Source organism: Bacillus sp. ABA4_010 (genome assembly GCF_056159105.1).
In genome coordinates, this window is the sequence record NZ_JBSWUN010000004.1 from 410,547 (window position 1) to 424,556 (window position 14,010).

Below are 14,010 nucleotides of genomic sequence, written 5' to 3' on the forward strand. Positions count from 1 at the left end.
TAGGGGGTAATATAATATGGCAAAAAAAATGCCGGAAATCGGTGATTATAAATACGGCTTCGCGGACAAAGATGTGTCCATTTTCCGCTCAAAGCGCGGATTAACAAGAGAAATCGTAGAAGAAATTTCAAAAATGAAAGAAGAGCCCCAATGGATGCTGGATTTCCGTTTGAAATCATTAGATTTATTCTACAGCATGCCGATGCCACAATGGGGTGGAGACTTAAACAGCTTAAATTTCGATGAAATTACGTATTATGTAAAACCATCGGAAAAATCAGAGCGTTCATGGGATGAAGTTCCAGATGAAATTAAAGCAACGTTTGATAAATTAGGAATTCCTGAAGCGGAACAAAAATATTTAGCGGGTGTTTCCGCTCAATATGAGTCCGAGGTTGTATATCACAACATGCAGGAAGACTTAGAAGCACAAGGTATTGTGTTTAAAGATACAGATTCTGCTTTAAAGGAAAATGAAGACATTTTCCGTGAGCACTGGGCGAAAGTAATTCCACCGACAGATAACAAGTTTGCTGCGTTAAACTCAGCTGTTTGGTCTGGAGGATCGTTCATTTACGTTCCAAAAGGAATAAAAGTGGAAACGCCTTTACAAGCGTACTTCCGCATCAACTCCGAGAACATGGGACAATTTGAGCGTACATTAATTATCGTAGACGAAGGGGCACATGTTCACTATGTAGAAGGCTGTACAGCGCCTGTTTATACAACGAACTCTCTTCATAGTGCGGTTGTAGAAATCATCATTAAAAAAGATGCATACTGCCGTTACACAACGATTCAAAACTGGGCGAACAACGTGTATAACCTTGTAACCAAGCGTGCAGTTTGTGAGCAAAATGCAACAATGGAATGGATTGATGGCAACATCGGTTCTAAATTGACGATGAAATACCCTGCCGTTATCTTAAAAGGTGAAGGCGCACGTGGTATGACTTTATCTATCGCTTTAGCTGGAAAAGGGCAACACCAAGATGCGGGAGCGAAAATGATTCATTTAGCTCCAAATACATCTTCCACAATTGTATCGAAATCAATTTCGAAACAAGGCGGAAAAGTAACGTATCGCGGAATTGTTCACTTTGGACGCAAAGCAGATGGCGCTCGTGCAAACATTGAGTGTGATACGTTAATCATGGATAACCAATCCACTTCGGATACAATTCCGTACAATGAAATCTTAAATGACAACATTTCCCTTGAGCATGAGGCGAAAGTTTCGAAGGTTTCAGAAGAGCAGCTTTTCTATTTAATGAGCCGCGGAATTTCTGAACAAGAAGCGACAGAAATGATTGTTATGGGCTTCATCGAGCCATTCACGAAAGAACTCCCAATGGAGTATGCTGTTGAAATGAACCGTCTAATCAAGTTCGAAATGGAAGGTTCCATCGGCTAAAAAATATCCCCCTCCTTTTTAGGAGAGGGATATTTTTTTTGGCTATAGTTTGAGGTAAGTTTGTATATGAGAGAAAGAAATCGATATGGTATGATGACTAGGGAGGTAGCTATGATTTATGTCGGCTTAACGGGATGGGGCGATCATGATTCTTTATATAGCGCAGGTGTTTCCGGGCGGGACAAACTGTCCGTCTACGCTGGTCATTTTCCCATCGTAGAATTGGATTCATCTTTTTATGCTATTCAGCCTCAATCCAATGCACAAAAATGGGTGAATGAGACACCGGATTCATTTCAGTTCGTTGTGAAAGCCTATCAAGGAATGACGGGACATAAACGGGATGACATTCCTTTTTCAACGAAAGAAGAGATGTTTGAAGCGTTCCGCCAGTCGCTCATTCCATATATAAAAGCAGGAAAACTAGGGATGGTACTGTTTCAGACGCCACCATGGTTTGACTGTCGTCGTGAACATGTCGAGTATTTGCGATACAGCCGTGAACAGCTCAGAGATTTTCCAGTGGCGCTTGAATTCCGCAATCGAACGTGGTTTGAACCTGCTTTTTACGATAAAACATTGTCTTTCATGGAGAAAGAAAACTGGATTCACGGAATTTGTGACGAACCTCAAGCGGGGGAGGGTTCTGTGCCAATTGTGTTGCAAGCAACCAATCAGGAAAAAACCTTAATTCGATTTCATGGACGGAATGTACACGGTTGGAACAAACCTCCTGCTGGAAATTGGCGAGCTGTTCGTTTTTTATATCGTTATAACGAACAAGAGCTGCAAGAATGGAAAGAACGGATTGAGACCTTAAAAGAACAAACGAAAGATGTGTACATTTTGTTCAATAACAATTCTGGAGGCGACGCTGCCGATAATGCGAGGCAGCTGCTGGATTTGCTAGATATTCAATATGAAGGGTTGGCTCCGAAACAATTGGGGTTGTTTGAAGATATGTAAAGGCAGGGTGAGAGAGATGGAAGTTGGATTTTCTTTTTTAATTTTAAGTTGTTTCTTCGTTGGATTATTGTTATTGCTTGCAGGATTTAAGCGAAAAAGTAAGATTTTATTAGGCGGCTCCCTAGTGGTGTTTTTGCTTGGCGTCTTTTTGACGTACATCATTTTCAGCTCCATGTCATACAGGTAAGCCGATGATACAGGCATTTATTTTATTACTCATTGGTTTGGCGGGAGGAACACTTGGGAGTTTAGTAGGGCTTGGAGGCGGAATTATTGTCGTACCAGCCTTGTTGTTCTTTAGTACATACACCGTTTGGTTGCAAGGGATTACACCGCAAACAGCCGTCGGAACGTCACTACTTGTCATTATTTTTACCGGTTTAGCTTCCACGCTAACCTATATGAAGCATAAAACAGTCGACTATAAAAGTGCATGGCTGTTTTTCCTTGGAAGTGGACCAGGCGGGATTGTAGGCGCCATTGCCAATAAGTCGTTAAACATGGACTCCTTCTCAATTTATTTCGGATTGTTCATCATTTTGACGTCGTTTGTTTTAATGATTAAAGACAAAATTCCTCCTCGGAAACATCAAGGTGGTTTTTCCATTACTCGCACGTATCATGATCGTGACGGACATGTCCATACATATGGATTTCATCCAGTAACAGCATGGGGAATTGCTTTTATAGTGGGATTGTTTTCGGGCTTGTTTGGAATAGGTGGAGGATCACTTATGGTTCCCGCGATGATGCTGTTATTTGCCTTTCCTCCACATGTGGCGGTCGCCACCTCCATGTTCATGATTTTTCTTTCTTCTATCTTAAGTTCCATCACTCATATTAGCATGGGAAATGTTGATTGGGAGTTGGCCCTGTTGTTAGTTCCAGGAGCTTGGGTTGGAGGAAGAATGGGGGCAGTGATTAATACAAAGCTGCAAAGTAAAACTGTTGTGAATGTACTGCGCGTCATTCTTGTTGTCATTGGTTTTAGGCTTATTTATCAAGGGATATTTTAACAGGCTTCTTCACTTTTTTTCCTGAAACTTCATAAGTTGATTAAAGGAAAGGAGTTGAAGATGATGGTTACGTTGGAACCGATTGTAATTGATCAGCATACGTTTACAGCGGTAACAGTCTTACTGCCGAAAACGACGCTTTTAACAATTTCAAACGAGAAAGGCTATATTATGTGTGGAGCTCTTGATGTTGGTCTGTTAAACACTAAACTTCAAGACCGTGGCATTGTAGCAGGGCGGGCAGTTGGAGTCCGAACCATTGAGCAATTATTAGAAGCCCCGCTCGAATCTGTAACTGTGCAAGCGGAGGAGCTTGGTATTTTTGCTGGCATGAAAGGAAAAGAAGCGTTGTTGAAAATGTGTTAAAAAATGAATGGGAGCAATACGTTCCCATTCATTTTTTAATGTATTTTCTTTTTTAGATTCCAAATCGGTGTCAAAAATCCATCATGATGAAGTGATGGATTTATGTTACAATAAGAGCAATAATTGAAAAAAGAGTAGTAGGGAGCGCTTATGAGACTTGTTTCAGTAAATTCGTTGCATGCAGGTGTTTGTTTAACCAAACCTGTTTACAATGAACGAGGATTTGTTTTAATTAATAAAGGAATTCCGTTAACGGAGCGAATGATTGAAAAGTTACAATCTCTAGGCATTTCATATGTTTACATAGAAGACGGACGTCTTGGTGATATTCAAGTTACTCATTCCATTTCAGAAAAGTTACGAAAAGAAGCTCGTTCCTTTGTCGAATCTTCTTTCAAGGGGATTGTGAACGAAAGTGAAAAGACACGTCCTCTTCTTTTAGAAAAGACCATGAAGAATGTTGTCGGTTTAGTTGGCAAGTTCATTTATGAATTAAAAGAAAGTGACGACGTGCTCAACTTGCTGACGGATATTTATATATACGATGATTATTTATATTCTCACTCTGTTAATGTAACTTTATATGCTTTAGCGTTAGGGATGGAATTAAAGCTTTCGGAACAAAATCTTCAAACATTAGGTGTGGGAGCCTTGCTTCATGATATCGGGAAGGTGCTTGTCCCAACGGATATTTTGAATAAAGATGGCAAGTTGACCAATGAAGAATTTGAAGAAGTGAAGAAGCATTCAGAATATGGATTTGAACTACTGCGTAAAGTATCCTCGTTATCGCTACTTGCTGCCCACTGTGCTTATCAGCATCATGAACGGCTAGATGGTTCTGGCTATCCGCGAAAATTGAAGGGCGACGATATTCACTTGTTCGGAAAAATATTGGCCATTGCTGATGTGTATGATGCGGTAACATCACATCGAGTGTACCGAAAAGCGATGCTCCCTCATGAAGGATTGGAGATTCTTTACGGAGGCGCCGGAACGTTGTTTGATAAAAGTATGGTAGAGAGCTTTCGGAAAGCGGTGGCTGTTTATCCAGTAGGGCTAGGTGTCGTATTAAACGATGGACGAAAAGGTGTCGTGAGCAGGCAAAATCAAAAGATGAGTGACCGTCCTTACATCATGATTTTGGAGCATTCTGACAATGAAGTTCTCGAACAAGCATATGAAATTGATTTGATGAAGGAACTGGATGTTGTCATTGTAGCATGTGATACCATGATTCAAGATTTCGTGTAACGGCTCCGGGATGAAGGATTGAGAGAAAATTACATAGAAAAATGCGTACCCCTCCTTGTTCAAGCATACATATAGCTTGTAAGGAGGGATTTTTTTGCGCCGGATTCGAATAAAAAGGCCCCGAAAAGGCCCGTTGCCTTTCCGGTACGTCTTTTTACTGACCTTTGTGTTTTTCATGTTATCCACTGCTGCTGGCATTTTTATGATTAACAAGGGGATTGAGCCAACCTTAATGAGCTATGCGGAAACGCAAACAAAACGAATTGCGAGCTTAGTAATTAGTAAAGCGATTAATAAAAAGGTAGCGGAAGAATTAGATGCCAATGAATTGATTAGAATTGAAACCGATGATAAAGGACAGATTGCAACCATTGATATTAATACGGCTATTGTGAATCGTGTGCTGGCTCAAACGACTCATCTTGTTCAAGCGAACTTGAAGGAAGCAGAGAAAGGAAATTTGGCAATGCTTGAAATTCCTACTGATATTGAAATTGAGACAGATGAGAAATTGCGTCAGCAAGGAATTGTCTATCAAATTCCATTAGGGCAAGCCACAAATAATGCTTTGCTAGGGAACTTAGGTCCGCTTATTCCGGTTAAATTCAATGCTATTGGGGATGTTCGATCAGATGCGAAAGAAGTCATTGAACCATTTGGTATTAATAATGCCCTAATTAAAGTGTTTATTGAAGTAGAGGTAAATGTACAAGTTATCATTCCTTTTGCGACTCGTGTAGCGACTGTCAAGACAAACATTCCGGTAGCAATGCGTGTCATTCAAGGGCAAGTGCCGAATTTCTATAATAACGGCGGAGATGCGTCCCCGTCGATAGAGGTCCCGGCCAATTAATGCCATTGTATAAAAAATGCTTGCAAGGGTATAAAGTAATGCTTATAATTATTAAGGGAAAATAGAATACATCACCTTATCAGATCGATGAGGTAGAGGATGCGAAAAAGATTAGTACGTTATGTGAGGATGACAACGAAGACCATAACGAAAAGGTTTTTTCGCCGAAGTATAAGGAGAAGTCAAGCTTCTTGTACTGGGGTTGCCTTGAACAAGGGCAACACTGTCATTATGAATACACCGTTTGTATTTCATAATGGAGGGCTACTGATCGTGATGGAGGATAACATACATTACAAAGAGTAATGAATAGGTTATTTTCTATCATTACTCTTTTTTATTTGTCTCCAGCGTCACGTCCCTCTTTTATGAATACAAGGATATTAACTTCTTTTGGGGGGCACGTTTGACATGGAAGGAACAATTTATTCTTTATTGCCGCCGTTGCTGGCCATTTTAATGGTTGTGTTAACGCGAAAAGTGTTACTTTCTCTTGGAGTGGGGATTTTAACATCGGCACTGGTATTAACGAAATTCTCAATTACTGAGGCTTTACAAAAAGTATGGGGCAGTTTCTCGGCTATTTTTTATGCCGATGGAGAAGTAAACAAGTACAATCTATATATTTTGCTCTTTTTAATCATTTTAGGTGTTATTACAGCATTCATTTCAATTTCCGGCGGAAGCCGTGCGTTTGGAGAATGGGCATTGCAACGTGTTAAAACACGAAGAGGCGCTCATCTCGTGACGGCTCTTTTAGGGGTTATTATTTTCATTGATGATTATTTCAATGCATTGGCAGTTGGACAAGTCAGCCGTCCGTTGACAGACCGCCAGCGTATTTCACGTGCAAAGCTTGCTTACATCATTGACTCTACATCTGCACCTGTTTGTGTGGTTGCGCCATTTTCAAGCTGGGGAGCATACATTATTACCGTCATTGGTTCCATTTTGGCTGCGCATGAAATTAGCAATATGTCAGCTCTTTCTGCATTCGTTCAAATGATTCCGATGAACTTTTATGTATTTGCTTCATTGATTACCGTGTTTGCTGTCGGGATGTACAATATTAATCTTGGGAATATGAAAGTGCACGAAGACCGTGCTATGGCAACAGGTGAGGTTGTAGATACGTCGAAAGGCGATGTAGCGGGAGAGTTGTCTCAAGACCTTCCTGAAAGCGAAAAAGGTCGCGTGATTGATTTAGTTCTTCCAATTTTATCTCTTATTATTGGGACGATTGCATCGATGATGTGGACAGGCTACCGTGCAATTGAGGGGGAAGCTGTGACGATTTTCAAGCTATTTGAAAATACAGATGTCCCGACATCTCTCGTATATGGAGGAACGTTAGGACTGATTGTGACCTTCCTTTTATTCTTTGTTCAAGTGTCTAAATCAGCCAAAGTATCGATGAACGTATTTCCAAAAGGAATTGCTGAAGGAACGAAATCGATGCTTCCGGCCATTTATATTTTGCTTTTAGCGTGGATGATTGTTGATTTAATTAGCCAGCTTAAAACGGGTGAATATTTAGCTGGTATCGTAGAAAGTGCCAACTTGAGTGTGTCGTTCTTGCCACTTATCTTATTTATTATTGCTGGATTAATGGCCTTCTCTACAGGAACGTCATGGGGTACATTTGGCATTATGTTGCCAATTGCTGGTGATATTGCCGCTTCTATCGATGTGGCGATGCTTTTGCCGTCCCTTGCGGCTGTATTAGCTGGTTCTGTATTTGGAGACCATTGTTCACCAATTTCGGATACAACTATCTTATCTTCAACTGGAGCAGGTTGCCATCATATTGATCATGTGATGACTCAGTTACCATATGCTTTATTATCTGCTGCTGTAGCTGCGATTGGGTATGTCGTTCTTGGTTTTACAGGAAGTGCAACCATTGGACTTGTTGTCGTGGTTGTTTTACTAGTATTGTTTATTATCTTTATGCGCAATCGCGTTTCAGCGACAGCTCAATAATGTGTGAAAAGGCACAAGACCTTGTAGGGAAATACAAGGTCTTGTGCCTTTTCTTGCCAATAAAGGTCGAAATATTTCAAAAAAATTAACTTTTTTGAAATATTGTTTTGACAGAAGACATAAGACTAGCTATACTGTCTATAGAATATTAAAAAATCAGAAAAATATAAAAATTACAACATTTGTAAGGGGGACATAATATGGAAAATCGTCCGCAATGGGGAACACGTGCTGGCTTCATTTTAGCTGCTGCCGGTTCTGCTATCGGTTTAGGAAATATTTGGCGCTTTCCAGCAACAGCATATGAAAATGGAGGAGGGGCTTTCTTTTTACCATATTTATTTGCTCTTTTAACAGCAGGTATTCCTTTGCTCATTATGGAGTTTACGCTCGGCCATAAATATCGGGGGTCCGCTCCGTTGACGTATGCAAGACTCAATCGCAAAACAGAATGGCTTGGCTGGTGGCAAGTAGGCATTTCCTTTGTTATTTCGGTTTATTACTCTGTTATCATCGCTTGGGCAATGTCGTACACGGTTTTTTCTTTCAATTTAAGTTGGGGAGAAGATACAGAAGGATTTTTGTTTGGAGATTACTTAAAATTGGCTGAAGCACCGGGGCAAACGGGCAGTCTTGTTCCACATATTTTGATTCCATTAGTTATTGTCTGGATTGTTGCATTAGGTGTTCTATTAAAAGGAATTAAAAAAGGAATTGAAGTTGCAAATAAAATTTTCTTACCGACATTATGCGTATTATTTTTAATGATTGTTTTAAGAGCTGTTACGTTAGATGGAGCAGTTGAAGGATTGAATGCCTTCTTTAAACCAAATTGGGATGTTATTATGAACGGAAAGGTTTGGGTGGCAGCGTACGGGCAAATTTTCTTTAGTTTATCAATCGCATTTGCCATCATGGTTACGTACTCTAGTTACCTTCCGAAAAAATCAGATATTACGAACAACGCTTTCATTACAGGATTCGGGAACTCGGCATTTGAGCTGTTAGCAGGGATCGGGGTATTCAGTATTTTAGGATTCATGGCGCAGCAGCAAGGTGTAGGAGTCGATGAAGTGGTATCAGGCGGAGTAGGATTGGCCTTTGTCGTATTCCCGCAAATTATCAATGAATTTCCGGCATTCAACCAACTTTTCGGGTTTTTATTCTTTGCTTCTCTCGTATTAGCAGGATTAAGTTCCTTAATTTCCATTGTGGAAACGTTTGTCGCAGGGGTGCAAGACAAATTTGGCGTATCGCGTAAAAAATCCGTTGCGGTAGGGGGCGGCGCTGCAGCTGTTTTATCCTTGCTGTTTGCCACACAAGGCGGATTGTTCTTCCTTGACGTAGTGGATTATTTCATCAATAACTTTGGAGTGGCTCTAGCAGGATTAGTGGAAGTTATTGTCGTAGCCTGGGTACTAAAAGAACTAAAGAATTTACAAACACATGCTAACTCTGTTTCAGACATTATGTTAGGCGGCTGGTGGAAAATTTGTTTATCGGTTATTACACCAATCGTATTAGGCTATATGATGTTTGACAACATTAAAACAAACTTAGCGGAAAATTATGAAGGATATGCCACATCTTTCGTTATTCCGTTCGGATGGCTCGTAGCTATAGCCGTCATCGTTCTAGGTTTTGGATTCTCTACTTTGAAATGGAAAGATGAAAAGGCTGTTTCATCTTATGATAAGGAGGTCTCAAACTAATGGAAGCAAGTTCCTTATTAATGATGGTTGTTGGGATGGTTATTATTTGGGGCGGACTTGGAGCGAGTATTGCCCACGCAGTGAAAAAAGCGAAAACAAGTAAATAAGATACATAAAGCGGCAGGGATTCCCTGCCGCTTTATTGTTAGGGTTTTTTCTTTTTTAGCTGTACACGTTCTGCTCGCTCCCACATTTTCAACTGTGGATATGGATCAAAGGACCATTCTGTTACGCCGTTATCCTTATACATCCCATAATGCAAATGCGGTGGGAATTTCCCCGACGTACCTGGAGGACCGTAACCGGAACTGCCAACACCACCGATGAGCATTCCAGGCTCTACAATTTGCCCCACTTTCAAATCTTTAGCAAAACCGCTTAAATGAGCGAAATAATGATACACATTATTTAAATCACGAATCCCAATTCTCCAACCTCCATAACGGTTCCAACCTTTTAACTCGATAATGCCATAACAAGTAGAGCGAACAGGCACTCCGTAGCTAGCGAATATATCGGTTCCTTCATGAATGCGTCGTCCTCCCCAGCCGCGAGCGTCCCCCCATGTGTTTTTATAGCTGTAATTGGAACGAAGAGGGACCGGAAATACTTTATCATGAAGATTTAAACGATTGTATTTTTCAAATAGCTTCGCATTGCCGACGATGATATCAACCGCTTTGGCGCGTCGATAAAAGTTCCATAGAGCCATTTTAACATGATCATGACTTGTTCCAAATGACTGAAGGTAGGAGGCAACGGACATGATGATGTCTTCATCATTGTGAATAGAAGCTTTCCCATCGCCATCGCCATCTTTCCCGTATCCTCCGAACAATCGAATCGTCGTCGGATTTGTGTCTTCCGGATCTGGATTTAAAGGTCCGCCCCACTTTCCTTGTTCAAAATAAATAGATAGGGCTCCCTGTTCCCTTGGGATGTCTCTTCTTCCTCGGCGAGCACTACGCTCATATTGATCTATTCCAGCAAAATAAAACCAGGGGATTTGAGTAAAGGCTTCCGCTTTCTTATATAACTCAATCCGACGAGTGTTCAAAGCTTCTTCATCTTGCACGTTTGTGGCAGCATAACCTACCTCACAGTTAGAAAAAGTGAAGATGAAAAGTAGAAGATATAATACAACTTTCAAGTCTAATCCTCCTTCCAACTGCTCCATAACAGTAGTGTGCGAGATAAAGGCTAATTCATAAATATCAATTATTACCAATGAGAGAAGAATTTTAGTACAAAGGGCTTGTCTAATTGAGAAAGAGACGGTGACAGTGGTAGTATTTCCAATATTTTAATGGAAAGCGAACAGGTAAATGGTGGGCAGAGAACTTGTCGAATAGTCTTTTTAATGTTAAAGTGACATATAGTTACGTTTTATTTAAAAATTCGTACACGCTTACATATACATGGCAAACTGTAACAATCATGGATGGAGTGAATGTAAATGGCAACAAAAGAAGAACATGTTCGCAAACCGGAATGGTTGAAAATTAAGTTAAATACCAACGAAAACTATACAGGCTTAAAGAAAATGATGCGGGAAAACAATCTTCACACAGTTTGTGAAGAAGCGAGATGCCCGAACATCCATGAATGCTGGGCGGTTCGTCGTACAGCTACATTTATGATTTTAGGGGATGTTTGTACACGTGCCTGTCGTTTCTGCGCGGTTAAAACCGGATTACCTTCAGAGCTAGACTGGAAAGAGCCGGAACGAGTAGCAGATTCTGTTCAGCTGATGAACTTAAAGCATGCAGTTATTACAGCTGTTGCCCGTGATGATTTACGTGATGGCGGAGCGGAAGTGTTTGCTGAAACAGTCCGTGCTGTTCGCCGTAAAAATCCATTCACGTCTATCGAAGTTCTTCCATCTGATATGGGTGGAATCGAAGAAAATTTAAAAATGTTAATGGATGCTCGTCCTGATATTTTAAACCATAACATTGAAACGGTTCGCCGTTTAACTCCTAGAGTTCGCGCCCGTGCTAAATACGAGCGTTCATTGGAGTTTCTTCGCCGTGCAAAAGAAATGCAACCGGATATTCCCACTAAATCCAGTCTTATGGTTGGTTTAGGGGAAACGAAAGAAGAAATTTTGGAAACGATGGATGATTTGCGTGCGAATAACGTCGATATCATGACCATTGGCCAATATTTGCAGCCAACGAAAAAGCATTTAAAAGTGGTAAAATATTATACACCGCAAGAATTTGAAGAGTTGAAAGAAATTGGCTTGAGTAAAGGCTTCAGCCATGTGGAAGCAGGTCCACTTGTTCGCTCATCTTATCATGCTGATGAGCAAGTGAATGCAGCAACGAAACAAATGCGTGATAAAGAGAACGCATAAAAAAAACGTCTCGGCGGTAAGCCGAGATGTTTTTTTTATGCAAGGTGCTCACTTAGTCAACAGCACGGTTAATCCATTCTGCGTTCTTTTATATCATCATTCATGGCATCGTTTAATTCGTTTTTCATTTCGCCGTTCGCGTCCTCGCCGTCACTCATTTTATATCCTTGAGGGGATTTTAGCATGTCACGAATGGTATTTTCAATGGATTGTTCAATGTTGGGGGTTGTCGACCCGACCATACTGAAGTTTTCTATATCCTGCATAATGCGGACATTGTCTGTGACATATACGTGATAGTATCTTGGAACGACAGACATTGCCGTTCGTTTCACCTGGTCAGCTGCTTCCATACGGTTTTCAGCGGTTGTTTGATAGCCAATTAATACTTCTTCATCTGTAACCAATGTCGCTACGTCATTAATATTCGGAATGGCGACTGCTAAACGACTGATGGTATCGGCTGCTTTTTCGCGGTCCAATGTCGCAATTTTTCTGTACATATTCGTATCATTGCCGGCTGGATTTTTTTGGTGTCGTACAAAACCATAACGCGACATTCCTCGGTTATTGGTCATGTCTTCTTCGTTATAAATTTCATTGCGGTCTGATACATAAATGGCATTGCCGCTTTCTTCATATAGCGCTTCGTCATTTTCATTTATGCTTGCTTGGCACCCTGTAATTGTTAAGAAAGAGGCCGCAAGCAAAGAGCCCAATGTCTTGTTCAATTATAACACCCCCTTAGTTGTTAGGGTGCTGCATTGAGCGGTATTTTTTCGTGTCAATTGATGGTTTCGTATCTATAATTATGGTATTGTTAAAAAAGAGGAGGGTGGGAATAGGAATGATTTGCATCAATAATATTTGCTATGAAGTGGTAAAAGATGTCCGAAACGGCTTCGATGAAGAAGGCTTTCGAGCAAGATATAGTGAAATTTTAACAAGGTATGATTATATTGTTGGTGACTGGGGATATAATCAGCTTCGACTACGCGGTTTTTTTGATGATCAAAATCAGAAATCGACTTATGACACGAAAATCAGCACCTTGAACGATTATATACAAGAATATTGTAATTTCGGATGTGCCTATTTTGTAGTCAAAAAAGTACATAAATAAAAAGGTCAAGAAGAAAGACATTTGGTCCTTCGCTTGACCTTTTTATTATAGTTTACATAATTTCATACAAGAATTCACGCAGTTCTTGTGCATCCTCTTCATCTAATCGGTACACATGCTCCAAATAGCCAGGTTCCTCTAAATCATCTTGTCCGATGATGGCAAACCGCCCGCCTTGAATATCAAGAACGAGCTGTTTCCCGTAATAGCGGTCAGATTGGACAATCGCTAAATCAAACCGTTGCTTTTCTCCCATAAAACTTACAAATCGTGTTTTTGTTTGGACTACATCGTCATATAAAAAAAATCGTTCACTCATCTACTGATTCCTCCCATCGTTGTTTTCCCGGTTCTTTTTCTTACATTTATGTACCATGACTGGAACGAGCCTCATATTTACAACCCAGTTTCTTAAATGGATATATGACCATCATAACAAGAAACCGCCGCCTATACACCATGTATTTTAGTAACCCCTTATTCAGTTGTGTTAAAATAAGGATATGTCAGAGAAAGGGGAATCACTATGTATTTTGTCGACCGAAATAAAATTGAACAGACATTACAATTTTTGGAGCAGCAATGTACATTATTTAAGCAACAAGAAACATGGGAGACAATGTTTGAACAAAAAGTATTAGAACGCATTGGCCATCTCGTCATTGAATGCATACTAGATGTTGGGAATGCGATGATTGATGGGTTTATTATGCGTGATCCTGGCAGTTATGATGATATTATTGACATTTTAATGGATGAGCGTGTCGTGTCCGTAGAAGAAGGAGAAAGTTTAAAGCAAGTTATCCGGCTTCGAAAGCCGCTTGTTCAAGATTATATAAATGTGGAACATGCTGATCTTGCCGCTACCATGCAGCAACACCTTCAAACCGTGGAAAATTTTCCGCATTGTGTCCGCCGTTATTTAGAAAATGAACTTGGTCCAGTTTCTGCGTTTAAAAACTAA

Annotated in this window: 16 protein-coding genes and 1 riboswitch; of the genes, 13 read left to right on the forward strand and 3 right to left on the reverse strand. The window is 40.4% G+C overall.

Features of this window, described 5'->3' with window-relative positions; genetic code table 11:
- The first annotated feature begins 16 nt into the window (after positions 1–16).
- The 10 genes from sufB (at position 17) to ACXAEO_RS21610 (ending at position 9,671) form a co-directional block, all read left to right on the forward strand.
- Positions 17–1,414, forward strand: a complete 1,398-nt coding sequence (gene sufB / locus ACXAEO_RS21565) for a Fe-S cluster assembly protein SufB (RefSeq protein WP_474884945.1) — start codon at positions 17–19, stop codon at positions 1,412–1,414.
- 111 nt (positions 1,415–1,525) lie between these two features.
- Entirely contained in the window at positions 1,526–2,380 is an 855-nt protein-coding gene (locus ACXAEO_RS21570) for a DUF72 domain-containing protein (protein WP_474884947.1), read from the forward strand.
- 16 nt (positions 2,381–2,396) lie between these two features.
- Positions 2,397–2,567 (forward strand): hypothetical protein, encoded by a 171-nt coding sequence (locus ACXAEO_RS21575; RefSeq protein WP_474884949.1) that lies wholly within the window; start codon positions 2,397–2,399, stop codon positions 2,565–2,567.
- A 7-nt stretch (positions 2,568–2,574) separates the two neighbouring features.
- A complete protein-coding gene (locus ACXAEO_RS21580; RefSeq protein ID WP_474885129.1) occupies positions 2,575–3,396 on the forward strand; it encodes a sulfite exporter TauE/SafE family protein in 822 nt (273 codons plus the stop codon).
- Positions 3,397–3,459: 63 nt separating this feature from the next.
- Positions 3,460–3,762: a YunC family protein gene (locus ACXAEO_RS21585; RefSeq protein ID WP_474885131.1), complete on the forward strand. Its 303-nt coding sequence runs from the start codon at positions 3,460–3,462 to the stop codon at positions 3,760–3,762.
- Between the two features lie 150 nt (positions 3,763–3,912).
- On the forward strand, positions 3,913–5,016 hold the full coding sequence (locus ACXAEO_RS21590; RefSeq protein ID WP_474884953.1) for an HD-GYP domain-containing protein: 1,104 nt from the start codon (positions 3,913–3,915) through the stop codon (positions 5,014–5,016).
- Positions 5,017–5,110: 94 nt separating this feature from the next.
- A complete protein-coding gene (yunB, locus tag ACXAEO_RS21595) occupies positions 5,111–5,869 on the forward strand; it encodes a sporulation protein YunB (RefSeq protein ID WP_474884955.1) in 759 nt (252 codons plus the stop codon).
- An 85-nt stretch (positions 5,870–5,954) separates the two neighbouring features.
- Positions 5,955–6,144, forward strand: a riboswitch (Lysine riboswitch).
- Positions 6,145–6,280: 136 nt separating this feature from the next.
- Positions 6,281–7,852, forward strand: coding sequence for a Na+/H+ antiporter NhaC family protein (locus tag ACXAEO_RS21600; RefSeq protein ID WP_474884957.1), 1,572 nt, complete (start codon positions 6,281–6,283; stop codon positions 7,850–7,852).
- Positions 7,853–8,052: 200 nt separating this feature from the next.
- Positions 8,053–9,564 carry a sodium-dependent transporter gene (locus ACXAEO_RS21605; protein WP_474884959.1) on the forward strand — a complete coding sequence of 504 codons (1,512 nt, stop codon included), beginning with the start codon at positions 8,053–8,055 and terminating at the stop codon, positions 9,562–9,564.
- Positions 9,564–9,671, forward strand: coding sequence for a methionine/alanine import family NSS transporter small subunit (locus ACXAEO_RS21610; RefSeq protein WP_474884961.1), 108 nt, complete (start codon positions 9,564–9,566; stop codon positions 9,669–9,671). The genes ACXAEO_RS21605 and ACXAEO_RS21610 overlap by 1 nt, the downstream gene beginning before the upstream one ends.
- Before the next feature lie 38 nt (positions 9,672–9,709).
- Here ACXAEO_RS21610 and ACXAEO_RS21615 read toward each other — a convergent pair whose 3' ends face one another.
- Positions 9,710–10,714 (reverse strand): M23 family metallopeptidase, encoded by a 1,005-nt coding sequence (locus ACXAEO_RS21615; RefSeq protein ID WP_474884963.1) that lies wholly within the window; start codon positions 10,712–10,714, stop codon positions 9,710–9,712.
- A 306-nt stretch (positions 10,715–11,020) separates the two neighbouring features.
- Here ACXAEO_RS21615 and lipA point away from each other — a divergent pair, with 306 nt between their 5' ends.
- Positions 11,021–11,923, forward strand: coding sequence for a lipoyl synthase (lipA, locus tag ACXAEO_RS21620; protein WP_474884964.1), 903 nt, complete (start codon positions 11,021–11,023; stop codon positions 11,921–11,923).
- Positions 11,924–11,991: 68 nt separating this feature from the next.
- Here the strand turns inward: lipA and ACXAEO_RS21625 are convergent, their stop codons facing one another.
- Positions 11,992–12,654, reverse strand: a complete 663-nt coding sequence (locus ACXAEO_RS21625; protein ID WP_474884966.1) for a YhcN/YlaJ family sporulation lipoprotein — start codon at positions 12,652–12,654, stop codon at positions 11,992–11,994.
- Positions 12,655–12,770: 116 nt separating this feature from the next.
- On the opposite strand from ACXAEO_RS21625, the gene ACXAEO_RS21630 reads away from it, so the two are divergent.
- Complete coding sequence (locus ACXAEO_RS21630; RefSeq protein WP_474884968.1) at positions 12,771–13,046, forward strand: YutD family protein; 276 nt, start codon at positions 12,771–12,773, stop codon at positions 13,044–13,046.
- A 52-nt stretch (positions 13,047–13,098) separates the two neighbouring features.
- Here the strand turns inward: ACXAEO_RS21630 and ACXAEO_RS21635 are convergent, their stop codons facing one another.
- Positions 13,099–13,365, reverse strand: coding sequence for a DUF3055 domain-containing protein (locus tag ACXAEO_RS21635; protein WP_474884970.1), 267 nt, complete (start codon positions 13,363–13,365; stop codon positions 13,099–13,101).
- Positions 13,366–13,572: 207 nt separating this feature from the next.
- Here ACXAEO_RS21635 and ACXAEO_RS21640 point away from each other — a divergent pair, with 207 nt between their 5' ends.
- Positions 13,573–14,010, forward strand: coding sequence for a DUF86 domain-containing protein (locus ACXAEO_RS21640; RefSeq protein WP_474884971.1), 438 nt, complete (start codon positions 13,573–13,575; stop codon positions 14,008–14,010).